The organism is Streptomyces sp. NPDC028635, from assembly GCF_040637635.1.
In the GTDB taxonomy this organism is placed as follows: domain Bacteria; phylum Actinomycetota; class Actinomycetes; order Streptomycetales; family Streptomycetaceae; genus Streptomyces.
In genome coordinates this window covers 183,373-208,230 of record NZ_JBEZWX010000001.1, presented here as the reverse complement: position 1 = coordinate 208,230, position 24,858 = coordinate 183,373, and the positions used below count along the sequence as shown (strand labels likewise).

The window sequence follows — 24,858 nt, the reverse complement described above, 5'->3', positions numbered from 1 at the left end:
TCCCTCACTGTTGTCCTCCAGGTATGAGCTCGGTGCGCCGCACGATGCGGCAGGCGCGGCCGACGAGGCGGGGTATGTGCGGTCCGCGGACGAAGAAGTGGTCGCCGGGCACGGTGCGCCGCACGAGGCGGCCGGTGGTCCAGCGCGCCCAGCCGTCCAGCGACGCGGCGCCGACGACCGGGTCGTCCCGCCCGCCGACGGCGAGGACGGGCACGTTCAGCGGACCGCGGCCCTCGTCGTCGAGGGCGGCGGTCCGCAGGGCGGCGGCCAGCCGCAGGTCGTCCCGCAGGACGGGCAGCACGCTGCGGTGCCATACGCTGCCGGGCGCGGCGAGTGCCCCGCCGGGCGCCGCTCCGATGTCGGCGACGAACCGCAGCAACCGGGCGTCGGTGATCTCCTCGGCGTGGCGCACCGGCCCCAGGTGCGGGGCGGGGCTGGCACCGACCGCGAGGAACGCGGGCGCGGGCAGCTGCTGGTCCACAAGCGCGCGGGCGAGGGTATGGGCGACCAGGCCGCCCAGACTGTGCCCGTACAGGGCGTAGGGGCGTCCGTCGGCTACCTCGTCGGCGAGCGGGCGAAGGAGCGCGTCGAGCAGTGCGGCGCGTCCGGTCGGCCGGGCCTCACGGCGCCGTGCCTCACGGCCGGGCAGCAGGACCGGAACGGTCCGCACGCCGGGGCCGGTGCGTGCGCGCCAGTGGACGAAGCTGCTCACCCCCGCGCCGGCGTGCGCGAAGCAGTACAGCGTGACCGGTGAGCCGTCCCCCATGGTGTCGCACCTCCTCGGCCGCCTCGGTGGCGCGGGCCTTCACTGGCTTCGAGACTGGCCGACGTGCCTGGAGCACGACTCGAATCAGCCACGTGCCACCGGGTGGCCGGAGGTGATCAGTAGCGGTAGTGGTCGGCCTTGTACGGGCCGTCCACGTCCACGCCGATGTACGCCGCCTGCTCCGGGCGCAGCTTCGTCAGCTTCACGCCGAGGGCGTCCAGGTGGAGGCGGGCGACCTTCTCGTCGAGGTGCTTGGGCAGCACGTACACACCGGTCGGGTACTCGGACTGCTTGGTGAACAGCTCGATCTGCGCGATCGTCTGGTTCGCGAAGGAGTTGGACATCACGAACGAGGGATGACCGGTGGCGTTGCCCAGGTTCAGCAGACGGCCCTCGGACAGCACGATGATCTTCTTGCCGTCGGGGAAGGTCCACGTGTGGACCTGCGGCTTCACCTCGTCCTTGACGATCCCGGGAATCTTCGCCAGACCGGCCATGTCGATCTCGTTGTCGAAGTGACCGATGTTCCCGACGATCGCCTGGTGCTTCATCCGGGCCATGTCGGAGGCCATGATGATGTCCTTGTTGCCGGTCGTCGTGACGAAGATGTCGGCCGTCTCCACCACCTCGTCCAGCGTGGTGACCTGGTAGCCGTCCATCGCCGCCTGCAGCGCGCAGATCGGGTCGATCTCCGTCACGATCACCCGGGCACCCTGACCGCGCAGCGACTCCGCACAGCCCTTGCCCACATCGCCGTACCCGAACACCACCGCGGTCTTGCCACCGATCAGCACGTCCGTGGCACGGTTGATGCCGTCGATCAGCGAGTGACGGCAGCCGTACTTGTTGTCGAACTTCGACTTCGTCACCGAGTCGTTCACGTTGATCGCGGGGAACAGCAGCGTCCCCTCGCGCATCATCTCGTACAGACGGTGGACACCCGTCGTGGTCTCCTCCGTGACACCGCGGATGCCGGCGGCGACGGCCGTCCAGTCCAGGGTGCTCCTCTCGAGGAGGGCGCGGACGACGGCGAGTTCCTCGTTGTCGGCGGCGGGCAGGGTGCCGCTCTTGCGGTGTTCGACACCTTGGTGGACGAGGAGGGTGGCGTCACCGCCGTCGTCGAGGATCATGTTCGGGCCGCCGGTGTCGGTGCCGGGCCAGGTCAGCGCCTGCTCGGTGCACCACCAGTACTCCTCGAGCGTCTCGCCCTTCCAGGCGAAGACGGGGATGCCGGCGGCGGCGATGGCCGCGGCGGCGTGGTCCTGCGTGGAGAAGATGTTGCAGGAGGCCCAGCGGACCTTGGCGCCGAGCGCGACCAGGGTCTCGATCAGCACGGCCGTCTGCACCGTCATGTGCAGCGAACCCGTGATGCGGGCGCCCGCCAGGGGCTGCGCCTCGGCGTACTCCTTGCGGATCGCCATCAGGCCCGGCATCTCGTGCTCGGCGAGGGTGATCTCCTTGCGGCCGAACTCGGCCAGGGACAGGTCGGCGACCTTGAAATCCGTGAACTCAGCTGACACGGGAGCTCCTTGCGCTCATGACGTTACGGTGGATGTCCAGGGCCGCGGTGGACCTGTTCAGGGTGATGTAGTGCAGGCCGGGCGCGCCCTCGGCGAGCAGCCGCTCGGCCATGGCGGTGGCGTACTCGACGCCGATCCGGTGGCCCGCCGCAGCGTCGTCCCGGGCCGCTTCCAGGCGGTGGGCGAGGTCCTCGGGGAAGGCCGCGTCGCTCAGTTCGGCGAACCGGCGGATCTGCCGGACGTCGGTGGCCGGCATGATCTCCGGGATGATCGGGATGTCGCAGCCCGCGGCCGCCACCCGGTCCCGCAGCCGCAGGTAGTCCTCGACGTCGAAGAACATCTGGGTGATGGCGTAGTCGGCGCCCGCCCGGCATTTGGCGACGAAGTGCCGGATGTCGGAGTCCCAGTCGGGCGAGCGCGGATGCCGCTCCGGGAAGGCCGCCACACCGATGGTGAAGTCACCCAGCGAGCGCACCAGCTCGACCAGTTGGCGGGCGTGCCGGAAGCCGTCCGGGTGCGGCACCCACGGCCCCTTGGGGTCGCCGGGCGGATCTCCGCGCAGCACCAGGACGTCCCGGATGCCGGCGTCCGCGTACTGGCCGATGATGTGCCGCAGTTCGGCCACCGAGTGCCCGACGGCGGTGAGGTGGGCGACGGGACGCAACGTCGTCTCGGCCGCGATGCGCCGGGTGACCTCGATGGTGCGGTCCCGGGAGGAGCCTCCCGCTCCGTAGGTGACGGAGACGAAGTCCGGCCCCAGGGGCTCGACACGGCGTATCGCCTGCCACAGGGTGCGCTCCCCGGCCGCCGTCTTCGGCGGGAAGAACTCGAAGGAGAACGTGGGCCGGGATGTCATGCGCGGCCTCCGGCGTTGAAGTAGCTCGCCTGGGGGTGGTGGAGCACGATGGCGTCCGTGGACTGCTCGGGGTGGAGCTGGAACTCCTCGGACAGGTGCACGCCGATGCGCTCCGGCCGGAGCAGGTCGGCGATCTTGGCGCGGTCCTCCAGGTCGGGACAGGCCGGATAGCCGAGCGAGTAGCGGCAGCCCTGGTACTCGGTACGGAACATGCCGTCGAGGGCCGCCGGGTCCCGGCCCGCGATCCCGAGTTCGGCGCGTACGCGTGCGTGCCAGTACTCGGCGAGGGCCTCCGCCAACTGCACGGACAGGCCGTGCAGTTCGAGGTAGTCGCGGTAGGCGTCGGCCTCGAAGAGACGGGCGGTCTCCTCGCCGATGCGCGAGCCCACGGTGACGACCTGGAAGCCGACGACGTCCGTCTCCCCGGACTCCTCCGGGCGGAAGAAGTCGGCCAGGCACAGCCGGCGGCCGCGGCTCTGACGCGGGAAGGTGAACCGGGTCCGCTCGTTGCCGGCCTCGTCCAGGACGATCAGGTCGTCGTTCTTCGACACGCACGGGAAGTAGCCGTGCACGACGGCCGCCTCCAGCAGGTTCTCGGTGCGGAGCCGGTCCAGCAGGCCGCGCAGCCTGGGCCGGCCCTCGGACTCGACCAGCTCCTTGGTCAGGCCCCACTGGCCCCGGAAGAGAGCCGTCTCGTCGAGCCAGGTGGCGTACTCCTTGAGCTGGATGCCCTTGATCACGCGGGTGCCCCAGAACGGCGGGGCGGGCACCGGGTTGTCGATGGCCACGTCGGAGCGCACATGCCCCTCCTGCGGCCGCTCCTCGACCTGGACGGTGGCCGCCTTGACCCGGCGCTGCTTCAGCTCCGGCAGCTTCGCCCCGGGCACCCCGCGCTTGATGCCGATCAGCGCGTCCATCAGACGCAGCCCCTCGAAGGCGTCCCGGGCGTAGCGGACCTCGCCCTGGTAGATCTCGTGCAGGTCCTGCTCGACATACGCCCGGGTCAGCGCGGCCCCGCCGAGGATGACCGGGTACTTGCCGGCCAGCTCACGCTGGTTGAGCTCCTCCAGGTTCTCCTTCATGATCACCGTGGACTTCACCAGCAGCCCGGACATGCCGATCACATCGGCCCGGTGCTCCTCGGCGGCCTCCAGGATCGCGGACACGGGCTGCTTGATGCCCAGGTTGACCACGTTGTAGCCGTTGTTGGACAGGATGATGTCGACGAGGTTCTTGCCGATGTCGTGCACGTCCCCGCGCACGGTGGCCAGCACGATCGTGCCCTTGCCCGCCTCGTCCGTCTTCTCCATGTGCGGCTCCAGATGGGCCACCGCGGTCTTCATCACCTCGGCCGACTGGAGCACGAACGGCAGCTGCATCTGGCCGGAACCGAACAGCTCACCGACCACCTTCATACCGTCCAGCAGCGTCTCGTTGACGATGTCGAGGGCCGGCCGCTTTCGGAGTGCCTCGTCCAGATCCTGTTCCAGGCCGTTGCGTTCGCCGTCGATGATGCGCCGCTTGAGACGCTCCTCCAGCGGCAGCGCGGCCAGCTCCTGCGCCTTGGACGCCTTCAGCGACTTCGCCGTCGCACCCTCGAACAGCTGCATCAGCTTCTGCAGCGGGTCATACCCCTCGGCACGCCGGTCATGGATCAGATCCAGCGCCGTGCGCACCTGCTCCTCGTCGAACCGGGCGATCGGCAGGATCTTCGAGGCGTGCACGATCGCCGAGTCCAGCCCCGCCTTCACACACTCGTCCAGGAACACACTGTTCAGCAGGATCCGCGCGGCCGGGTTCAGACCGAAGGAGATGTTGGACAGACCGAGAGTGGTCTGCACGTTGGGGTGGCGGCGCTTGAGCTCGCGGATGCCCTCGATGGTGGCGATGCCGTCCTTGCGTGACTCCTCCTGACCGGTACAGATCGTGAACGTCAGGCAGTCGATGAGGATGTCCTCCTCACGGATGCCCCAGTTCCCCGTCAGGTCGGCGATCAGCCGCTCGGCGATCTCCACCTTCTTCTCCGCCGTGCGCGCCTGGCCCTCCTCGTCGATGGTCAGCGCGATCAGCGCCGCACCATGCTCCTTCGCCAGAGCCGTGACCTTCGCGAAGCGCGACTCGGGACCGTCACCGTCCTCGTAGTTCACCGAGTTGATCACCGCACGGCCGCCCAGCTTCTCCAGCCCGGCCCGGATCACCGGCACCTCCGTGGAGTCCAGCACGACCGGCAGCGTCGAAGCCGTCGCGAACCGCCCCGCCAGCTCCTCCATGTCCGCCACGCCGTCCCGGCCGACATAGTCCACGCACAGGTCGAGCATGTGCGCGCCCTCACGGATCTGCTCGCGCGCCATCTCCACACAGTCGTCCCAGCGGCCCTCCAGCATCGCCTCACGGAACTTCTTCGACCCGTTGGCGTTCGTGCGCTCACCGATCGCGAGGTAGGCGGTGTCCTGCCGGAACGGCACCGTCTGGTAGAGGGAGGCCGCGCCCGGCTCCGGACGCGGATCACGCTCACCCGGCGCCAGCCCCCGCACCCGCTCCACGACCTGCCGCAGATGCTCCGGAGTCGTACCGCAGCAGCCACCCACCAGGGACAGCCCGTAGTCCCGGACGAAGTTCTCCTGCGCGTCCGCGAGTTCCGGCGCACTCAGCGGATAGTGCGCACCGTCCTTGCCCAGCACCGGCAGCCCCGCGTTCGGCATGCAGAGCAGCGGGATACGGGCGTGGCGGGCCAGGTAGCGCAGGTGCTCGCTCATCTCGGCGGGGCCGGTGGCGCAGTTCAGACCGATCATGTCGATGCCGAGCGGCTCCAGCGCGGTCAGCGCCGCACCGATCTCCGAACCGAGCAGCATCGTGCCCGTCGTCTCCACCGTGACCGACACGATCAGCGGCAGGTCGGCCCCGGCGGCCTCCAGCGCCCGGCGCGCCCCGACGACGGCGGCCTTGGTCTGCAGCAGGTCCTGCGTGGTCTCCACCAGCAGCGCGTCCGCACCACCGGCGATCACCCCCTCCGCGTTCTGCTGGTACGCGTCGCGCAGCGTGCCGTAAGGGGCGTGTCCCAGCGTCGGCAGCTTCGTGCCCGGCCCCATCGAGCCCAGGACCCACCGCTGCCGCCCGGTCGACCCGGTGAACGCGTCGGCCACGTCACGGGCGATGCGCGCACCGGCCTCGGACAGCTCGAAGACCCGCTCCGGGATGTCGTACTCGCCCAGCGCGGCGAAGTTCGCGCCGAAGGTGTTCGTCTCCACGCAGTCCACGCCGGCCGCGAAGTACTCCTCGTGGACCGAGCGCACGATGTCCGGGCGGGTGACGTTCAGGATCTCGTTGCAGCCCTCCAGCTGCCGGAAGTCGTCCAGGGTGGGGTCCTGCGCCTGGAGCATGGTGCCCATCGCACCGTCGGCGACCACCACACGGGTGGCAAGCGCCTCGCGCAGGGCGGTCGCTCGGTCGGCCGCGTTCATCGGATGCCTTCCAGGTGAGGGGCGAGCTGATCCGCCATGGCACTTCCGTAGCCCCGGGCCACGGTGGCGAGGAGTGCGGGGGAAGCCGGGTCGTAGGTCTGGGAGCCGACGGCCGACAGGGACTGCGCGGCCAGCGCGCAGCCCAGCCGGGCGGCGCAGTCCACCGGCAGTCCCCAGCCGGTGGCGGCCAGGAACCCGGCGCGGAAGGCGTCACCGACACCGGTCGGGTCCACCACGGGCACGTCGGCGACGGCGGGGACGGTGAGGTCGAGGCCGTCCGCCGCGCGGCGGATGCGGACACCGCGCTCGCCGAGCGTGGTGATCCAGGTGCCGACGCGCTCCAGTACGTCGCGGGTGCGCCAGCCGGTGTGCTCCCGCAGCAGCGCGGCCTCGTACTCGTTGGTGAACAGCCAGCGGGCGCCCTCGATGAGGTCACGGGCCTCGGCGCCGTCGAGGGTGGCCAGCTGCTGCGAGGGGTCGGCCGCGAAGGGGATGCCCAGCCGGCGGCACTGGTGGGTGTGACGCACCATCGCCACCGGGTCGTTGGCGGCGACGACGACCAGGCCGAGACGCTCCGGGCCGACGGGCAGGCGGGTCAGGTCGATCGTGCGGGCCTCGGTCATGGCGCCCGCGTAGAAGGCGGCGATCTGGTTGGCGTCGGCGTCGGTGGTGCACATGAAGCGGGCGGTGTGCCGCTCGGCGGACACGACGACACCGCCGGTGTCGACACCGTGTTCCTTGAGCCACACCTCGTGGTCGGCGAAGTCGGCGCCGACGGCACCGATCAGCAGGGGGTCGAGGCCGAGGCCGCCGAGCCCGAAGGCGATGTTGGCGGCGACCCCTCCCCTGCGCACCTCGAGCCGGTCCACCAGGAAGGACAGGGAGACGTGGGCCAGCTGATCGGGAAGCAGTTGCTCCGTGAACCGGCCGGGGAAGAACGTCAGATGATCGGTCGCGATGGATCCGGTGACCGCGATGCGCACGGGGGCACTTCCGTCGGGCTCGGGCGGCCGGCTCAGAGGCCGGCCGCGGCCTTCAGCCGGGTGGCGCGGTCGGTGCGCTCCCAGGTGAAGTCGGGCAGTTCACGGCCGAAGTGGCCGTAGGCGGCGGTCTGGGCGTAGATGGGGCGCAGCAGGTCCAGGTCGCGGATGATGGCGGCCGGGCGCAGGTCGAAGACCTCGTGGATGGCCTTCTCGATGCGGTCCTGGGCGACCTTGCCGGTGCCGAAGGTCTCCACGAACAGCCCCACCGGCTCCGCCTTGCCGATCGCGTACGCCACCTGCACCTCGCAGCGCTCGGCCAGACCGGCGGCGACGACGTTCTTGGCGACCCAGCGCATGGCGTAGGCGGCGGAGCGGTCGACCTTGGAGGGGTCCTTGCCGGAGAAGGCGCCGCCGCCGTGGCGGGCCATGCCGCCGTAGGTGTCGATGATGATCTTGCGGCCGGTCAGGCCCGCGTCGCCCATGGGACCGCCGATCTCGAAGCGGCCCGTGGGGTTGACGAGCAGGCGGTAGCCCTCCGACTCCAGCTTGATGCCGTCCTCGGCGAGGGCGGTCAGGACGTGCTCGACGACGTGTTCGCGGATGTCCGGTGTGAGCAGCGCCTCGAGGTCGATGTCGGCGGCGTGCTGCGAGGAGACCACCACGGTGTCCAGGCGGACCGGGCGGCTGCCGAGGTACTCGATGGTCACCTGCGTCTTGCCGTCCGGGCGCAGGTAGGGGAGGGTGCCGTTCTTGCGGACCTCGGTGAGCCGGCGGGACAGGCGGTGGGCCAGCTCGATGGGCAGCGGCATCAGGTTCGGCGTCTCGTCGGTCGCGTAGCCGAACATGATGCCCTGGTCGCCGGCCCCCTGGCGGTCCAGCTCGTCGTCACCGCCCTCGACCCGGGCCTCGTACGCCGCGTCGACGCCCTGGGCGATGTCCGGGGACTGGGCGCCGATGGACACCGACACCCCGCACGAGGCGCCGTCGAAGCCCTTGGCCGAGGAGTCGTAGCCGATCTCGAGGATCGTCTCCCGCACGAGCTGGGCGATCGGTGCGTACGCCTGGGTGGTGACCTCCCCGGCGATGTGGACCTGGCCGGTGGTGATCAGGGTCTCCACGGCAACGCGGGAGGAGGGGTCCTCGCGCAGCAGGGCGTCGAGGACGGTGTCGCTGACACGGTCGGCGATCTTGTCGGGGTGGCCCTCGGTGACGGACTCCGAGGTGAACAGGCGACGGGACATGGCTCTCCTGGGCGACGGGCTGGTGGTCGGATGGGATGGAGCGCGGGGCGCGTGCCGGTGTCAGGCCGCGGCGGCCCCGGTGTGCCGGCTCGCGGGCCGGGACAGGCCGAGCCGAGCCCGCAGCGTGGTGCCCGGGGCAGGGGCGGCGCCGGGGCGCAGGGCGAGGGCGACCCAGGTCAGGAACGGGTCGTCGGGGCCGGTGAGTTCGGCGACCAGGCCGTCGGCCCGGGTGTCGGCGAGCAGCCGGCGCGCGTCGCTGTCCGCGGGCAGCTCGCCCAGCACCTTCGCCGCCGGGGCGGCGGCGCGCACGGCGCGCACCGCGTCGGCCGCGTGGTCCGGGCCGAGCAGGACGAGGTCGGCGCCGGCCGCGAGCCCGGGATCGGTGACGGCGACGACGGGGTGTCCCTGGGGCGGCCGGGCGACGTTGAGCGGGCCGGCGACGTCGAAGTGCCGGCCCCGGTGGTCCAGCCGGTGGATGCCGTCGAGCCGCCAGTACTGGGCGTCGGCGCGGTCGTGCACGAAGGCGTCGTCGTCGAAGCTGTCCCACAGGCCCCGGGCCACCTCGATGAGTTCCGCGGTCCGGCCCTCGGCGTCGTCCGCGCCGGCCAGCCAGCCGATGCGGCCGTGCGCGAGGTGGTCGAGGGAGGCGACGATCCGCGCCACGTGGTACGGGGCCTGGTCGGCGGGGAGCGGGGAGAGGATCACCCCGATCCCGTCGGTGGCGGCGGCGACCGCGGCGGCGAGGGTGGTGGTCTCGAACAGGGCCTGTGCGCCGGGCGTCGCGGCCCCGTCGTCGAGGACGACCGCGTCGAGGCCGGCTGCCTCGGCGGCGTGCACGGTGCGCAGGACGTGGGCGAGGGAGGGCGCCTCGGCCGTGCCGTACGCGCGGATCCGGCCGATGAGGAGCGGGGAGGTGAGGGAGGACGTCATGCCGCGGCACCTGCCTTCCGGGTCGTGGCGGGCGTGTCGATGCCGAGGTTCTCGCGCAGGGTGGTGCCCTCGTAGGACGTGCGGTAGAGGCCGCGGCGCTGGAGCTCGGGGATCACGTGGTCGACGAAGTCGTCGGCCGAGCCCGGCAGGTAGGGGAAGTCGATGTTGAAGCCGTCGGCGCCGCGCCCGGTGAACCAGCTCTCCATGTGGTCGGCGAGCTGCTCCGGTGTGCCGGCGACGATGTCGCCCATCAGGCGCAGCGCGAGCCCGCGGATGCTGAGGTTCTCGCGCCGGGCGAGCGTGAGGAGCCGCTCGGTGGTCGACTGCGACTGGTTGGTGTACGGGATGTCGGGCACCGGTCCGTCGATCGGGTACGCGCTGAGGTCGACGTCGCCGAGGAAGTCCTGCAGGGTGCGCAGCGCCACGTGGTCGTGGGTCAGGTCCTGCAGCTCCTCCAGGCGCTGCTTGGCCTCGGTCTCGGTGGCGGCGACGATCGGCGCGAGCGTCGGCCACACCAGGACCTTCTCCGGGTCGCGGCCGTGCTGGGCGACGCGTGCCTTGAGGTCCGCGTAGAAGCCCTGGGCGTCACCGAGCGTGTTGTGCCGGGTGAAGATCACCTCGGCGTGGCGGGCGGCGAACTCGCGGCCGACCGGGGAGGACCCGGCCTGGATGATCACGGGGCGGCCCTGGGGCGGGCGGGCCAGGCCGAGCGGGCCGGGGACGTCGAAGTGCTCGCCGTGGTGGCCGATGGGCGCTCCGGCGCTGTCCCACAGCCGCTTGACGACGTCGATGAACTCCTCGGCCCGGGCGTAGCGCAGTCCGTGCTCCAGGTGCTCGGGGAAGCCGAAGTTGACGGACTCCCACGGGGCGGCGGAGGTGACCACGTTCCAGCCGGCCCGGCCGCCGCTGAGGTGGTCCAGGGAGGCGAACCGGCGGGCGATGTGGGCGGGTTCGTTGTACGTGGTGGTGGCGGTGGCGCACAGGCCGATGTGCTCGGTGGCCGCGGCGTAGGCGGCGAGCAGGGTGAGCGGCTCGAAGTGCTCGGTGCGGGAGGTACGGCACAGGGAGTCCAGGCGGGTCCCCCACACGGCGACGATGTCGGCGATGAACACCGCGTCGAACAGGCCGCGTTCGAGGGTCTGGGCGTTGCGGCGGTGGAAGGCGAAGTCGAGCTGGGCGTCCGCCTGGGTGGCCGGGTGGCGCCAGGCGGCCACATGGCCGCCCGGGCCGTCGATGATGCCGGCCAGGGTGATGCGCCGGGGCGGGCTGGTCATGGTCGGTGCTCTCCTCGGGTCAGTTCGTGAGCGCGGACGCCAGGATCCGGGCGAGCCGGCGGACGTTGTCGCCGGTCAGCATGGTGACGTGGTTGCCGGGGACGACCCGGATGGCGAGGTCCTCGACGTGGTCCTCCCAGCCGAGGCCGGGACGGCGGTGGAAGCGGTCGCTCTCGTCGTAGGCGGTGCCGCGGCCGAAGCCGGTGTCACCGGCGCGCAGCACCACGACGGGGCCCGCGTAGGGCCGCGGCCGGTAGCGCTGCACGGCCTCGACGCTGTCCCGCATGAGTGCGACGGGGTCACCGCCGCCGTCGCCGCGCATCCACTCGGCGATCTGGGCGAGTTCGGCGAGGTAGGCGTCGGCGCCCTCGGGTTCGGCGGTGGCACCGGCGGAGGGGCCGTCGCCGAGCGACGCGTCGCCCGCGCGGACCACACCGCTGCCGGGGGCGGCTACGGCGGCCTCGGCGCCGGCCGCGTCGGCGGGGCCCGTGCCGTCGGGGCCGAAGCCCGTACCGGTGTCGGCAGTGGCGGAGCCCGCGCCGACTTCGACGGAGGTCCCGGTGGCGGTCGCGTCGGCGGGGCCCGTACCGGCGTCGGCGGTACCCGGGCCGGCGTCGGCGGTACCCGGGCCGGCGTCGGCGGCAGCCACGGCACCGGCCGTGTCGGCGGCTGCGCCCGGGCCGGTCGCGTCGGCGGCGCCCGCCGGGCCCGCGGGGCTCGTCCGGTGCTGCTGCCCCCCGTCCGCTTCGGTGCCGGGCGCGGCGGAGGGTGCCGGGGACGGGGTGCGGCCCTCGGCCACCTCCCGGAGCCGTCGGGCGAACGAGCCGTCCGCTTCCGCGTCGGTGAGGTCGCCGTCGGGGGCGCCCGCGTCGACCATCACGACCAGCGGCGGGCGGCCGCCCTCGGCGACGACGCGCTGGGCGATCTCGTAGGCGACGACGCCGCCGCCGGAGAAGCCGCCGAGCACGATCCGCTCGCCACGCTCCAGCGCGGGGCGCAGCGCGTCGAGGTAGCGCTCGGCGAGATCCTCGGTGGACAGGTGCGCGGGCTCGGGGTCGTCGACCCGCGGGTCGCGGATCCCGACCAGGGCGTGGGGGCCCTGGTACTCGCGGGCGAGCTGCGCGTAGCAGGCGACCTGGCCGCCGGGCGGGTGGACCAGGTACACGGTGCCCGCGCCGGGACGACCGGCGGGCCGCAGCGGCACCAGCACGGCGTCGGCGGCGCTACTGCCGTCCGTTTCCTCCGGCCCGTCGGCCAGCAGCCGGGCGAGCTGCCCGGCCCGGGGGTGGGTGATCAGGTCGTCCAGCCGCAGGGTGCGGCCGGTGCGCTGCGCGATCTCCCGCAACAGCCGTACGGCCAGCAGGGAGTGGCCGCCCGCGTCGAAGAAGTGCGTGCCGGGGTCGACCTCGCCCCCGCCGAACACGGCGGTCCAGGCGTCCTTGACCAGCTCGGTCTCGGGCGCGTCGGGCCAGGAGACCTCCGTGATGTCCTCACCGGGCGCCGCGGGGGCGTCGGCCATGCGCACCGGCGCCTCGTCGGAGAGCGCGGTCAGGACGTCGGTGACGGTCACCGCGCCGAGGCCGGGCAGTTCCCGCAGCAGCCGGGCGCACTGGGCGACCAGCCGCTCGGCCTCGGCGTCGGCGAGCCGGGCCCGGTCGTGGACGGCGGCCAGGACCAGGCTGCCGTCCACGTCGCGGTAGGCGAGCAGGGTGACGGGGAAGGCGGTCTGGGAGCCGGCCGCGTCCGGCAGTTCGACGCTGATGCCGTGCTCGGCGAGCGTGGACTCCAGGTCGTCGGACGTACGCGGGTAGTTCTCGAACACGATGAGGCTCTCGACGAGCCGCTCGTCGGGCCGGCGCCCGCTCCACTCGTGGATCTGCCCGGTCGACACCCACTCGTAGGCGGCCATGTCCAGGGCCTGGTCGCGCAGTTCGGTCAGCAGCCGGGTGACCTCGGCGGACGGGTCGACCCGGATGGTCATGGGCAGCGAGTTCATCAGCAGGCCGGGCAGCCGCTCGACGGCGTCGAGGGCGATGCCGCGGCCGGAGACGGTGACACCGAAGCCGACCGGTGCGGCCCCGTCCACGCCGCCCGCCCGGTAGAGCAGCAGCGCCCACACGGCCTGCAGCGCGCTGGACTCGGTGGCGGCGCAGGACGCCGCCCAGGCGCGCAGCCGGTCGGCGTCCGCGGCGCCGATGCGGACCTCGGCGCGCCCCGAACCGCTCTGCCCCGTGGCCGGGCCGGGGACCGCGGGCCGCACGAGGGGGGCGGTGTCCGGGACGGCCGAGGACCAGAACTCCCGTGCAGGCGCGGTGTCCTGGGCCTTGAGCCAGCGCGCGTAGTCCCGGATGTCGGGACGCCGCTCGCCGCCCGCCAGGAGACCTCCGGCGAGGTAGGCGCGGTAGAACTCCTGCACCAGGACGGAGACGCTCCAGCCGTCGAGCAGGACGTGGTGGAAGGTGAGCAGGATCCGCACGGAGGGCTGCGCGCCCTCCTCAGCGGCCTCGTCGAGGAGGTTCACGCGCAGCAGTCCCGGGCTGCGCAGATCGAAGCCGCGCAGCAGGTCCCGCCGGGTCAGGTCCTCCCAGTCGACCGATCCGGCGGCGTGCCGGGTCACCTCGGCGCTCACGTCGTCGTGGAGCACCAGGCGCGGCTCGTCCTGCCAGTCGAAGGCGGCCCGCAGCACGGTCTCGCGGTCGAAGACGGACTGCCAGGCGGCGGTGAACCGGTCGGTGTCGAGGGGGCCGTGCCAGCGCCAGAACAGCTGCTCCACATAGCGGCCGGTGCCCTGGTGGGCGAGCGCGTCGAGGAGCAGGCCGTGCTGCTGCGGGGTCACCGGTACGGTCTCCGGCCCGTCCGCGGCCGGCAGGGCCGGCTGGGCGGCGGGGCGCGGTGCCGGTGCGGCGGCGCCCGGCGCGGCGATCTCGGCGGGGACGACGGTGTGGGGGTCGGCCCCCGCCAGGGTGGCCAGCACCCAGGCCAGCTGGGCCACGAGCGCGTCGACACCGGCCTCGTCGACACCGTCGGCGGGGCTCGGCACCCAGGTCAGTCCCATGCGCAGCCGGCCGCCGTGCACGATGCCGTACACCTCGATGCCGTAGACGCGTTCGCAGCGGGCCGAGTGCTCGCGCGGGATCGGCCGCTCCGACATGGTGAAGCCGCCCGACGGGCTCAACTGGTCGGCCTGGCCGTAGTAGTTGAAGCACACCAGGGCGGGCGGCAGCTCGCGCAGCAGTGTCCGCAGTGCGGGGTCGGGGGAGAACTCGCGGCAGGCGCCGAAGCCGACTCCGCCGTCGGGCACCGCGTTCAGGTCGGCGCTGATCCGCGCCAGGTAGCGCTCCGGGGGCAGCGCGCGGTCGGCACCGAGGACCACCGGGTGGATGGAGGTGAACCAGCCCACCGTGCGGTAGAGGTCGTCGCGGCCGTGGCGGCCGTGGGTCTCCACGTCGAAGGTGACGGTCCGGGCGCCCCGCCAGCGGGCCAGGGCCTGCGCGAACGCTCCGGTCATGACCTGGTGGACCTGGAGTCCGAGCCGGGCGGGCAGCGGGCCGATCAGCCGGGCGGTGACCTCGGGGTCGAGGGAGAACTCGACCCGGCGGATGCGCTCTTCGTCCGGCGCGGGGGTGGTGAGCAGCAGGGTGTGCGCCTCCTGGCGGGCCGCCGCCAGGGCTCGCCAGTGGTCGGCCTCGCCGGGGCGCTCGGCCACGGCGGGCAGCGCGGCGACCCAGTCCTCGTAGCGGCACGCCTCGGGCGGCAGGGCGGGCAGGACGCCGTCGGCCAGCGCGGTCAGCGCGTGTTCGAGGTCCTCCAGGAGGACACGCCAGGAGACTCCGTCGACCACGAGGTGGTGGACGGCGATCAGCAGGTGGGCGGGCGTGGCCGGGGAGCGCCGGTCGTGGACGAGGACGGCGCGCACGTGGACGCCCTTGAGCGGGTCGAGGCTGCCCTCGGCGTCCTCCAGGGCGCGGTCGAAGCCGCTCTCGTCGGTGATGTGGCGTTCCCACAGGACGTCGCGGGGCGGGTAGGCGGCGAACGGCTCGGCCGCGACCATGAGCCGGCCGGCCGGGTCCGTGTCGTCGCCGTCGCGTTCGAAGCGCGCCGACAGCGCCGGGTGCGCCGCGACGACGGCCTGCAGGGCCAGCCGCAGGGTGGTGGGGTCGACGGGGCGGTTGAGCTGGAGCAGGACGGACTGGTTCCACTGGTGCAGGTCGGTCCTGATGTGCCGGAAGAACCAGGCCTGGACGGGCGCGAGCGGTGAGGCACCGCCCGAGGGGGCGGGGGCGGCGGCCGTGCGTGCGGCCGGGGCGTGGCCGGGCGTCTGCCGCTCGTCGGTGCCGCCGCCCAGGTGCGCGGCGAGGTCGGCGAGCACCGGATGGCGGTAGATCTCGCGCAGGACCAGCGAGAAGCCCTCGCGGCGCAGCCGCGACACGAGTTGCATCGCGAGGATGGAGTCGCCCCCGGCCTCGAAGAACTGCGCGTCGTCGCTCGCGCTGCCCAGCAGATCGGCCCACACGGCCCGTACGGCCTCCAGGGCCCGCCCGGAGGCGGCGGGCGCCTGCTGCGGGGCGGCGTCTCCCGCGGTGCCGCCGGGGTTCGGGGGCGCGGCCGGGTCGCCGGGCGGCTGCGTCGCCGGTCGGGCGGGCGGGAGCGTCCCGGCGGCAGCGGTCCCGCCGGCCCCGGGCGCCGCCGGCGCGGTGCCGGCGGGACGGGCGCCGGCGTCCGGCGACGGGCCGGTACGCTCCGGCCCCCCGGCGCCGGCGGCCGGTGCCGTGCCGGACCTTGCTGCCGGGCCGTCGGTGTCCGGGAGGGCCAGTTGGGCCAGCGCGCGGCGGTCGGTCTTGCCGTTGGGCAGGAGCGGGATGCGCGGCACCTGGTGGATGTGCGCGGGGATCATGTGCGAGGGCAGCAGGGGCCGCAGAGCGGCGCGCAGTTCGCCGGGCGCGACACGCGTCACCACATGGGCCACGATCTGCAGGCTCCCGCCGGCGTGGCGGGCGACCTGGACGGCGGCGTCCTCGACTCCGTCCAGGCCGGCCAGCGCGGCGCGCACCTCACCGAGTTCGACGCGGTTGCCGTTGATCTTCACCTGGTCGTCGAGGCGGCCCAGGTGGGTGAGCACGCCGCCGGGCAGCAGCCGGACCAGGTCGCCGGTGCGGTAGACGGTGTCGGTGCGGCCGCCCAGCCGCAGCGAGCGGTAGCGGTCCGCGGTGCGCGCCGGGTCGCCGACGTAGCCGTCGGAGACGGTGCCGCCGCCGATCCACAGCTCGCCCGGCGCTCCGGGCGGCAGCAGCCGCAGGTCCTCGTCGAGGACGTAGCAGCGGATGTTGTCGAAGGGCACCCCGATCGGCACCTCGGCCCGGCGGGTCCAGAACGCGTCCTCGCCGCGGCTCCAGGAGAACACCGTGGAGTACGACGTCTCGGTCGGCCCGTAGGCGTTGTGCAGCCGGGCCGGGTGCACCGCCTCGAACGCGGAGCGCAGTTCGTTCGGCAGGGCCTCTCCCGTCGACACGACGGTGCGCAGCGTCCGGTTGGCCGCGAACGCCCGCGCCTCCAGCAGCAGCCGCAGCTGGGACGGCACCGCGTGCAGCAGGGTCACCGCGTGCCGGTCCAGGGTCTCGGCGAGCAGGTCCGGGTCGCGTTCGGCGTCCGGCGGCGCGACGATCAGGCGGGCGCCGGCCACCAGCGCGACGAGCATCTCGTGCGCGCTGACGTCGAAGGTGAAGGGTGCCTTGAGCAGCACCGCGTCGTCCGGCCCGATGCCGAAGTGCCGTATCGCGGCGAGGATGTCGGTGACCAGGGCGCGGTGGCTGAGCTGGACGCCCTTGGGCAGGCCGGTGGAGCCGGAGGTGTACAGCACGTGCAGGGCGCTTCGCCCGTCCGGGCCGGGCAGCCGGGGGCGGCCGCCGCGTACGGCGAGGTCGGCGAGCGTCAGCTGCCGGGGACCGGACGGGCAGGCGCTCGCCGTGTCCGGGTCCACCAGGGCGAGCCGCATGCCGCTGCTGTCGACGATGTGACGGCGGCGCACCTCGGGGTGGGAGGCGTCCAGGGGCACGTAGGCCGCGCCGGCGCGCAGCACCGCGAGCATCGCGGCGACCGCCTCGTCGCTGCGCGGCAGCAGGACGCCGACCCGGTCACCGGCGCGTACGCCGTGGGTCTCGAGGCCGGCGGCGTAGGCGTCGACGCGCTCGTCGAGCTCGCGGTAGCTCCAGCGGGAGTCGCCGAACTCGACGGCGGTGGCGTCGCCCCGGTCCGCGGCACGCTCGCGCAGCAGGGTGTCGATGTCCGTGTCGGGGACGGGGTGGTCGGTGGCGTTGAGGAAGTCGAGGGTGGCCCGGGCGCGCGGGCCGAGGCCATCGAGGTCGGCCACGGGCCGGTCGGGGTCGGCCACCAGTTGGGCGGCGAGGGTGGCGATGTGCTCGGTGAACGCCTCGGCGGTGGCGGCGTCGACGCGGCTCGCGTCGTACTTGAGCCGGCCGTGCAGCCCGCTCTCCCCCTCGTACAGCTCCAGGGTGAGCAGCCCGAGGCCGGGGGCGTGCACGTCCTGGCGCCAGTGGGCACGCAGTCCCTCGCGCAGCGCGACGCCGTCGGTGGCGGCGCTGGTGGCGTCCGCCCAGCTGTGCAGGACGAAGGTGCAGTTGAACGGCGGCCGGTCGGCGTCGCCGGGAGCGAGCCGGGCGATGCGCGGGAAGGGCAGCCGGGCGTGGTCGACGGCGCGGGCCAGCTCGGTCTGCACGGCGGTGACGAAGGCGGCGGCCGTCGGTGCCGGGCCGTCGCCGGGGCGCTGTTCGGGGGCGCGCACCAGGAGGGTGCGCACGAAGTGGCCGACGGTGCGGTCGAAGCGCGGGTCGGTGCGGGCGCCCAGCGGGACGCCGACGGTGGCCGCGGACTGCCGGCCGTAGGTGGCGAGGGCCTTGAGGTAGGCGGCGAGCAGGACGGCGGCGGCGCCCGCGCGGTGGGTGCGGGAGAAGGCCCGGACGCGGTCCCACAAATCCGCGTCGAGGTCGAGGGGTACGGCGGCCTCGCACGCCTCGGTGGCGCCGCCGGGGGTGTCGTGCGGGAAGTCGACGGTGAGGTCGGCGCCGTCGAGCCGCTCGAGCCAGTACGCCTCGGCGGCGGCCGTGTCCCGGGCGGCCTCGGCGGCGCGGTGGGTGACGTAGGCGTCGAATTCGGCGGCCGGTGCGGGGCCGGGCACGTCGCCGTGCTCGTACGCGGCGAGCAGGTCGGCGAGGAGGATGCCGGTGGACTCGCCGTCGACGACGACGTGGTGGACCACGAGCAGCAGGGTGTGGTGCTCGGGTGCGTGGCGCACGAGGACGGCGCGCAGGACGCCGTCGTGTTCCAGGTCGAGTTCGCGGCGGGCCTCGGCGGCCACCGCCCGGGCGGGCCAGACGCCGTCGGGGCCGGTGCTCGCGGTGCGCCGCTCCAGGCGGGGCACGCGGGCCGGGTCCAGGTCGAGCAGCGGCAGCCCGTCGCCGTCCTCGTCGTCGGCGACGCGCGCGGACAGCAGCGGGTGCCGGGCCACGGTGCGGGCCAGGGCGGCCTCGAGGGCTTCCGTGTCCAGGGGGCCGCGCAGGTCCACGGCGAGCGGCACGTTGTACGGGGAGGCGGCGGGGTCGGCGCGGTGCTGGAGCAGCAGGCCCAGCTGGTCCTCGGTCAGCGGCAGCCGCCGTGCCCGGTCCGCTCCGGGTGCGGCGGTCGCGGTCTGCCGCTCGCCCGGCGGCTGGAGCTTGGTCATCGGGTGTCTCCTGGGTCGGATCCGAGGCCTCGGCCCGGCGGTCTGCACCGCCCGCGCCGAGCGTGCCGCACCGCCCTGGCACGGCACTGACGAGCGGCTGATACGACGCCGCGCCCGCCGGCCCCGCCCGCCCGGCGGTCCTGGGGGACCGTGGGGAAGCCGGGGCGGGAGGGGAGGCGGGCGGGCCGGGGGGTGGCCGCTGGGGGGCCGCCGGGGGGTGGGCGCGGGGCGGGTCAGTGGGGGGTGCGGGAGGTGATGAACGCGGTCAGCCGGTCCAGGCCGGTGGTGATGTCCTCCCGCGTCAGCACACTGAACGACAGCCGCAGCTGGTGCAGGCCGCCGCCCGTGCCCGCGTAGAAGTGGTGCATCGGTGTCCACAGCACGCCGAAGCGGCGGGCGGACTCCTCGAGGGCCTCCTCGTCGGCCACGAACGGCACCGTGAGCACGGCGAACAGCCCGCCGGCGGGCACGTTCCAGCTCACCGGCCCGCCGCGCGGGAAGCGGGCGGCCAGCCCGTCCAGCAGCGTGCGCAGGTTGCGGCGGTAGACGGCGGCCTCGCGGGCGCAGGCCCGTTCCATGCTGCAGCCGTTCTCCAGCAGCAGTCCACCGATGGCGGCCTGGGCGACGGCGGAGGTGTTGAGCGTGAGCATGCTCTTGAGCTTGGCGAGCTGGTCGGTGAACACCCCGCCCTCCGCGACGGGTTGCCCGGCGACGACGTAGCCGATGCGGGCCGCCGGGTAGGCGGTCTTGGCGAACGAGCCGAGGTACACGACCCGTCCGCCGTGGTCCAGCGACTTCAGCGTCGGCGGCCGGCCCGCGCCGTCGTGGAACATCCCGTAGGGGTTGTCCTCGATCAGGAGGATGTCGTGCTCGTCCGCCACGCGCAGCAGGTGCCTGCGGTCCTCCTCGGACATGCGGGCGCCGCCGGGGTTGGAGAAGTCGGGGACGACGTAGGCGGCGCGGGGGCGCAGCCCGGCGGCGCGGGCCTCGGCCACGGCCGCGCCGACGGCGGCGGGGTCGAGCCCGGCGGGTCCCTCGGGTACGAGTCCGACCCGGGTCTCGGTGAGGCGGGCCGCGCCGGTGAAGCCGACGTAGGTGGGGGCGGCGGCGAGGACGACGTCCCGCTCGTCGCGGCGCAGCGCGCGCAGCACCAGGACCATGGCCTCCTGGCAGCCGGTGGTGACGAGGATGTCCTCGGGGCCGGCCTCGATGCCCTCGTCGAGGCGCAGGTGACGGGCGATCAGTTCGTTGATGACGCCTTTGGTGGGCCCGTACTGGAACAGGGTGCGGCGCACGCCGCGCGTGTCCAGGCCGCGGTCCTGCTCCAAGTACCGCGTGAACAGCCGCAGGTGACGGTGGAGCGCCTCGGTGTCGAAGAAGCCCTCGTAGGGGCGCCCCGCCGCGAACGACACCGCGTCCGGGTGGTCGCCGGTGATCTCGTTGAGCAGGGTCATGGACGTCAGCGCGGGATCGCTGAGGCTGGCGTGCAGGTCCGCCGTCGTCAGTGCGGACGCGGTGCGGCCGGGTGCGGCGAGCACACCCGCGCCCGACGTCATGCCGCCGTGCCCTTCATGGCCTCGGCGAGGCTGCGGGGCCGCATGTCGCTCCAGTGCTCGGTGACGTAGGTGAGGGCGCTGTCGCGGTCGGTGGCGGACAGTGCGACCGTCCAGCCGGCCGGGACCTCCGCGAAGGACGGCCACAGCGAGTGCTGGCCCTCGTCGTTGACGAGGACGAGATAGGTGCCCTCGGGGTCCTCGAAGGGGTTGCTCATGTCGTTGCTCCCGGTGTTCGGCGGCGGGTCGGGGTGGTCCCGATCCACTGTCGCCCTCACCCCTGCCAGCCCACTGACGTGTCGCTGACGAGGTCGGCGAGCACGTCCAGCAGGACCGGCGCGGGCTCCTCGGCCAGGTGGAAGTGGCCGCCCGGGAAGGTCTGCCACCGCACCTCGCCGTCGGTGACGCCGGCCCACTGCGCGGCCTCCTCGGCGGTCAGTTCCGGGTCCCCGGTGGCGCGGTGCACGGTCACCGGGGCGCTGAGGCGGGCGCCGGTCCGCTGCCGGTAGCGCTCGCCGAGGGCGTAGTCGGCGCGGGCGGTGCGCAGCACCATCGCGAGCAGGTCGGGATGGGCGGCCACCTCGTGCGGCAGCCCTCCCAGGCGCCGCAGTTCGGCGAGGAGCCCGGCGTCGTCGGCGAGGTGCACGGTGCCGGGCCGGACGCGGTGGGGCGGCGGCATCCCGGACACGACGAGCCGGACGGGCCGGTGCCCGGCGGCTTCCAGCCGCAGCGCGGTCTCGTAGGCGACGAGGGCTCCCAGGCTGTGCCCGTAGAGGGCGAACGGCTTGCCGAGCAGGGGCCGCGCGGCGTCGGCGGCGGCGTCGGCGAGCAGGTGCAGGTCGGTGTGCAGGGGCTCGCCGATGCGGTCGGCGTGCCCCGGGTACTGCACGGCGTGCACCTCGACGGTCCCGGGCAGCAGGGCCGGCCAGTCGCGGTAGGCGCTCGCCGAGCCGCCGCCGTGCGGGAAGCACAGCAGCCGCATCCGCGCCTCCGGGCGGGGGGCGAAGCAGCGGTACCAGGGGGTGTTCATGCCGCGGCCGTCCGGTGCGCGGGCCACTCCAGGCGGGCGACGGCGTCCAGGACCCGCCGGACACCGGGCAGATAGTGCGCCTCCACGAGGGGCGGCGGGTAGGGGACGTCGAAGCCGGCGACCCGCAGCACGGGCGCTTCCAGGCGGTAGAAGCACCGCTCGGTGATGGTGGCGGCGATCTCGGCGCCCGGCCCGGCGAAGCCGTGGGCCTCGTGGACGACGACGGCGCGGCCGGTGCGGTCCACGCTGGCGCACACCGTCTCCTCGTCCAGCGGGGACAGCGTGCGCAGGTCGACGACCTCCAGGCTGACACCGTCGGCGGCCGCCTCCTCGGCGGCCTGGAGCGCCACGGGCACGGCCGGGCCGTACGCGACGAGTGTGGCGTCGGTGCCCGGGCGGCGTATCGAGGCCCAGCCGAGGGGACCTGTGTCGGTGGGCAGTGCGGTGTGTTCCTTCTGCCAGTAGAGGCGCTTGGGTTCGAGGAAGATCACGGGGTCGTCGGACTCGACGGAGCGGCGCAGCATCGCGTACGCGTCGGCGGCGGTGGCGGGCGTGACGACGGTGAGGCCGGGCGTGGCCATGTAGTAGATCTCGGAGGAGTCGCTGTGGTGCTCCACGCCTCCGATGCCGCCGCCGTAGGGGATGCGGACGGTCAGCGGCAGGGGCAGCGCGCCGCGGGTGCGGGCCCGGAACTTGGCTACGTGGCTGACGAGTTGCTCGAAGGCCGGGTACGCGAACGCGTCGAACTGCATCTCGACGACGGGGCGGCGGCCGTACATCGCCATGCCCACGGCGGCGCCGATGATCGCGGACTCCGCGAGCGGGGTGTCGAAGCAGCGTTCGTCGCCGAACTCGCGGGCCAGGCCGTCGGTGATGCGGAAGACCCCGCCGAGGGCGGCGACGTCCTCGCCGAACACCACGACGCCGGGGTCGGCGCGCATCGCGTCCCGCAGGGCCGCGTTCAGTGCCCTGGCCATGGTGACCGTGGTGTCCGCCGCGCCGGGGGGCTGCGGGGTGCGGGTCATGCTCTGTCCTCCTGCCGCCCGGCCAGTTCGCCGGCCAGCCGGGCCGCCTGGGCGCGCAGCCGGTGCGGCGGGTGCCGGTAGACGTGCCGGAACATCTCGGTGGGGTCGCTCTCGGGGGGCGCGTCGAAGGCGCGGCGCAGCCGGCGGGCGAACTCCTCGGCGGCGCGGGCCGTTTCGGTCACGGCGGCCTCGTCGAGCGCGCCGCTCGCCAGCAGCCGGCGCTCCAGCCGGGCGATGGGGTCCTTGCGGGCCCAGGACGCGACCTCCGCGGCGTCCCGGTAGCGGGTGTCGTCGTCGGCGTTGGTGTGGGCCGCCATGCGGTAGGTGACCGCCTCGATCAGGGTGGGGCCCTCGCCGCCGCGGGCGCGGGCGGCGGCCTCGGTGACGGCGCGGTGCACGGCCTGCGCGTCGTTGCCGTCGACGCGTACGCCGGCGGCGCCGTAGCCCGCCGCCTTGTCGGCGAGTGAGCGGGCGGCGGTCTGCTTCGACAGCGGCACACTGATCGCGTACTGGTTGTTCTGGACGAGGAAGACGACGGGGGCGCGGCGTACGGCCGCGTAGTTGACGGCCTCGTGGAAGTCGCCCTCGCTGGTGGCGCCGTCGCCCACGAACGCGAGGGCCACCAGGTCCTCGCCGGCGGCCCGGGCGGCGTCGGCGAGACCGGCGGCGTGCAGGCACTGGGTGGCCAGCGGCGTGCACTGCGGGGCGGTGCGGTGGGCGCGGGGGTCGTAGCCGCAGTGGCGGTCACCGCGGAAGAGGGTCAGCACCTCGACCGGGTCGATGCCCCGGGTGAGCAGGGCGACGCTCTCCCGGTAGGTGGGAAACAGCCAGTCGGTGGCGCGCAGGGCCAGCACGGGCGCGGTCTGGCAGGCCTCCTGTCCACGCGACGACGGGTAGACGGCCAGCCGTCCCTGCCGGGTGAACGCGGTGGCCGTCGCGTCGAAGGCCCGGCCGGTGACCATGGCCCGGTACAGGGCCAGGGCCGTGCGGCTCTCGCCCTGCCGCGCGTCGGCGGGGGGCGCTTCCTCCTCGAGCACGGTCATCGGGAGTCCTTGCGGGCGGTGCGGTGGATCCAGGTGCGCTCGAGGGTGGTGATGAGGGCCGGGCTGTGCAGCAGGCGGGCCTGTTCGTAGGCGTAGCGGGCCAGGTACCGGCGGAAGAGGCCGGTGGGCTCCTCGGCGAGGGCGAGCATGCGCCGGTTGGCGCCCACGGCCGGGTGGTCGAGGTGCCGGGCGGCGCGGTCCACGGCCGTGTCCATGGTGTCGGCGGGCACCGTCTCGTCGACGATGTGGGCGGCCTCCGGGTCGCTCGCGCGCAGCGTGCGGCCCCCCAGGATCAGCCGGCGCGCGGCGCGCGAGCCGGTCAGGTGCAGCAGGCGCAGGTTGGCCAGGCCCGGGACCAGGCCCTCCTCCATGGCGGGCAGGCTGAACCAGGCGTCGTCGGCGGCGACCACGCGGTCCATGACGGGCAGGATCTGCATGCCGCCGCCGATGGCGAAGGAGTCGACGGCCGCGACCCACGGCTTGTCGGCGTCGGGCCACCAGCCGTCGCCGTGCGTGTCGTCCAGGCACAGTCCGCGCACAAACTTGGCGAGGTAGCCGGCCTCGCGGCGCAGCATGAAGCCGAGCAGCGAGATGTCGCCGTGGTAGAGGTGGGTGAGGTTGATGCCGGCGCTGAACACGCGGCGTCCGGCGTAGGAGGGGTGGGTCTGCGGGGCGCCGCGCAGTACGCCGACGTGGCTGGCAGGGTCGAGGAGCACGAGGTCCGTGCCGGTCTCCAGGGCCTCGACGGCGGCGTCGTCCTCGGCGTTGAGGAACTCGTCGTTGCACAGCTCCAGATGGGCGATGCCGTCACGGCGGGTGACGGTGGCCACGCCCAGGTCGGCGTGGCCGGTGAGCTGGTAGCCGGGCAGCGCGTCCAGCGCCCGGCCGGTGGGGCGGAGCATGGCGCGCAGCAGGTGCTCACCGGCGGCGGGGGCGTTCAGCACGGCCTGGAAGAACAGCCCGACGGCGACTTCCCAGCCCTCCTTGTTGCGCTGGAGGTGGCGGGAGTCCTCGGCGAGCTGGGTCCGGGTGGGCACCAGTCCGGGGAAGGCCCGCGCGGCCTGCTCGGTGAGTTCTTCCAGGCGCAGCGAGCGGGTGCGGCCGTCGGTCAGTTCGGCGTAGACGCGTTCGGCGTGCGCGGCGAGGAAGCGGCGCCGCAGGTCGTGCGCCTCCTCGTGCACGGTGGCCGCGTGCCGCTGCGCGGCCGGGGTGCGTCCGGTGCGCGGCCCGTAGCCGGCGATCCGCTCCACGGCCGCCTGCAGGTGGGCGGTGACCGCGGCCCGGTCGGCGGTGAAGTCACCGGACAGGGCGGGCGGCCGGGCGAGGTCCGGCCCGGGCGCGGTGGCCCGGCCGGCCGGGGCCGGCCGGGTGGAGGGGGCGACCGGGGCGGTGGCGGCCCGCGGGGTGTGGCCGCGCAGGGTGGGTGTGCGCACGGTGTTTC

Annotated in this window: 15 protein-coding genes; all 15 read right to left on the bottom strand. The window is 74.0% G+C overall.

Annotated elements, in window-relative coordinates:
• Positions 1-4: 4 nt before the first annotated feature.
• The 15 genes from AB0E88_RS00650 to AB0E88_RS00580 all read right to left on the bottom strand — a co-directional run bounded on the left by AB0E88_RS00650 (position 5) and on the right by AB0E88_RS00580 (position 24,850).
• The gene (locus tag AB0E88_RS00650) at positions 5-766 is read right to left on the bottom strand and encodes an alpha/beta fold hydrolase (protein ID WP_361621425.1); all 762 of its coding nucleotides are present in this window, start codon (positions 764-766) and stop codon (positions 5-7) included.
• A gap of 116 nt (positions 767-882) precedes the next feature.
• Entirely contained in the window at positions 883-2,286 is a 1,404-nt protein-coding gene (gene ahcY / locus AB0E88_RS00645) for an adenosylhomocysteinase (protein WP_361621422.1), read from the bottom strand.
• On the bottom strand, positions 2,276-3,142 hold the full coding sequence (gene metF / locus AB0E88_RS00640; RefSeq protein ID WP_361621419.1) for a methylenetetrahydrofolate reductase [NAD(P)H]: 867 nt from the start codon (positions 3,140-3,142) through the stop codon (positions 2,276-2,278). The genes ahcY and metF overlap by 11 nt, the downstream gene beginning before the upstream one ends.
• The gene (metH, locus tag AB0E88_RS00635) at positions 3,139-6,603 is read right to left on the bottom strand and encodes a methionine synthase (RefSeq protein ID WP_361621416.1); all 3,465 of its coding nucleotides are present in this window, start codon (positions 6,601-6,603) and stop codon (positions 3,139-3,141) included. The genes metF and metH overlap by 4 nt, the downstream gene beginning before the upstream one ends.
• Positions 6,600-7,586 (bottom strand): PfkB family carbohydrate kinase, encoded by a 987-nt coding sequence (locus AB0E88_RS00630; protein ID WP_361621413.1) that lies wholly within the window; start codon positions 7,584-7,586, stop codon positions 6,600-6,602. Before AB0E88_RS00630 ends, metH begins: the two co-directional genes overlap by 4 nt.
• Positions 7,587-7,618: 32 nt before the next feature.
• Positions 7,619-8,827, bottom strand: coding sequence for a methionine adenosyltransferase (gene metK, locus AB0E88_RS00625; protein WP_361621410.1), 1,209 nt, complete (start codon positions 8,825-8,827; stop codon positions 7,619-7,621).
• 60 nt (positions 8,828-8,887) lie between these two features.
• Positions 8,888-9,757: an LLM class flavin-dependent oxidoreductase gene (locus AB0E88_RS00620; protein ID WP_361621407.1), complete on the bottom strand. Its 870-nt coding sequence runs from the start codon at positions 9,755-9,757 to the stop codon at positions 8,888-8,890.
• Entirely contained in the window at positions 9,754-11,031 is a 1,278-nt protein-coding gene (locus AB0E88_RS00615; RefSeq protein ID WP_361621404.1) for an LLM class flavin-dependent oxidoreductase, read from the bottom strand. Before AB0E88_RS00615 ends, AB0E88_RS00620 begins: the two co-directional genes overlap by 4 nt.
• A gap of 19 nt (positions 11,032-11,050) precedes the next feature.
• Positions 11,051-18,766 (bottom strand): amino acid adenylation domain-containing protein, encoded by a 7,716-nt coding sequence (locus tag AB0E88_RS00610; RefSeq protein ID WP_361621401.1) that lies wholly within the window; start codon positions 18,764-18,766, stop codon positions 11,051-11,053.
• 233 nt (positions 18,767-18,999) lie between these two features.
• Positions 19,000-20,322, bottom strand: coding sequence for a PLP-dependent aminotransferase family protein (locus AB0E88_RS00605; RefSeq protein WP_361621398.1), 1,323 nt, complete (start codon positions 20,320-20,322; stop codon positions 19,000-19,002).
• Positions 20,319-20,537 carry an MbtH family protein gene (locus tag AB0E88_RS00600; RefSeq protein ID WP_361621395.1) on the bottom strand — a complete coding sequence of 73 codons (219 nt, stop codon included), beginning with the start codon at positions 20,535-20,537 and terminating at the stop codon, positions 20,319-20,321. Before AB0E88_RS00600 ends, AB0E88_RS00605 begins: the two co-directional genes overlap by 4 nt.
• 56 nt (positions 20,538-20,593) lie before the next feature.
• A complete protein-coding gene (locus AB0E88_RS00595) occupies positions 20,594-21,349 on the bottom strand; it encodes an alpha/beta fold hydrolase (protein ID WP_361621393.1) in 756 nt (251 codons plus the stop codon).
• Positions 21,346-22,374, bottom strand: coding sequence for an alpha-ketoacid dehydrogenase subunit beta (locus tag AB0E88_RS00590; RefSeq protein WP_361621390.1), 1,029 nt, complete (start codon positions 22,372-22,374; stop codon positions 21,346-21,348). Before AB0E88_RS00590 ends, AB0E88_RS00595 begins: the two co-directional genes overlap by 4 nt.
• The gene (locus AB0E88_RS00585) at positions 22,371-23,417 is read right to left on the bottom strand and encodes a thiamine pyrophosphate-dependent enzyme (protein ID WP_361621387.1); all 1,047 of its coding nucleotides are present in this window, start codon (positions 23,415-23,417) and stop codon (positions 22,371-22,373) included. The genes AB0E88_RS00590 and AB0E88_RS00585 overlap by 4 nt, the downstream gene beginning before the upstream one ends.
• Positions 23,414-24,850 carry an enoyl-CoA hydratase/isomerase family protein gene (locus AB0E88_RS00580; protein ID WP_361621384.1) on the bottom strand — a complete coding sequence of 479 codons (1,437 nt, stop codon included), beginning with the start codon at positions 24,848-24,850 and terminating at the stop codon, positions 23,414-23,416. Before AB0E88_RS00580 ends, AB0E88_RS00585 begins: the two co-directional genes overlap by 4 nt.
• Between the last annotated feature and the right edge of the window lie 8 nt (positions 24,851-24,858).

Coding starts and splice junctions, on each gene's coding strand:
- AB0E88_RS00650 (WP_361621425.1), bottom strand. CDS start 766: ATGGGGGACGGCTCACCGGTCACGCTGTACTGCTTCGCGCACGCCGGC.
- metF (WP_361621419.1), bottom strand. CDS start 3,142: ATGACATCCCGGCCCACGTTCTCCTTCGAGTTCTTCCCGCCGAAGACG.
- metH (WP_361621416.1), bottom strand. CDS start 6,603: ATGAACGCGGCCGACCGAGCGACCGCCCTGCGCGAGGCGCTTGCCACC.
- metK (WP_361621410.1), bottom strand. CDS start 8,827: ATGTCCCGTCGCCTGTTCACCTCGGAGTCCGTCACCGAGGGCCACCCC.
- AB0E88_RS00620 (WP_361621407.1), bottom strand. CDS start 9,757: ATGACGTCCTCCCTCACCTCCCCGCTCCTCATCGGCCGGATCCGCGCG.
- AB0E88_RS00615 (WP_361621404.1), bottom strand. CDS start 11,031: ATGACCAGCCCGCCCCGGCGCATCACCCTGGCCGGCATCATCGACGGC.
- AB0E88_RS00610 (WP_361621401.1), bottom strand. CDS start 18,766: ATGACCAAGCTCCAGCCGCCGGGCGAGCGGCAGACCGCGACCGCCGCA.
- AB0E88_RS00605 (WP_361621398.1), bottom strand. CDS start 20,322: ATGACGTCGGGCGCGGGTGTGCTCGCCGCACCCGGCCGCACCGCGTCC.
- AB0E88_RS00600 (WP_361621395.1), bottom strand. CDS start 20,537: ATGAGCAACCCCTTCGAGGACCCCGAGGGCACCTATCTCGTCCTCGTC.
- AB0E88_RS00595 (WP_361621393.1), bottom strand. CDS start 21,349: ATGAACACCCCCTGGTACCGCTGCTTCGCCCCCCGCCCGGAGGCGCGG.
- AB0E88_RS00590 (WP_361621390.1), bottom strand. CDS start 22,374: ATGACCCGCACCCCGCAGCCCCCCGGCGCGGCGGACACCACGGTCACC.
- AB0E88_RS00585 (WP_361621387.1), bottom strand. CDS start 23,417: ATGACCGTGCTCGAGGAGGAAGCGCCCCCCGCCGACGCGCGGCAGGGC.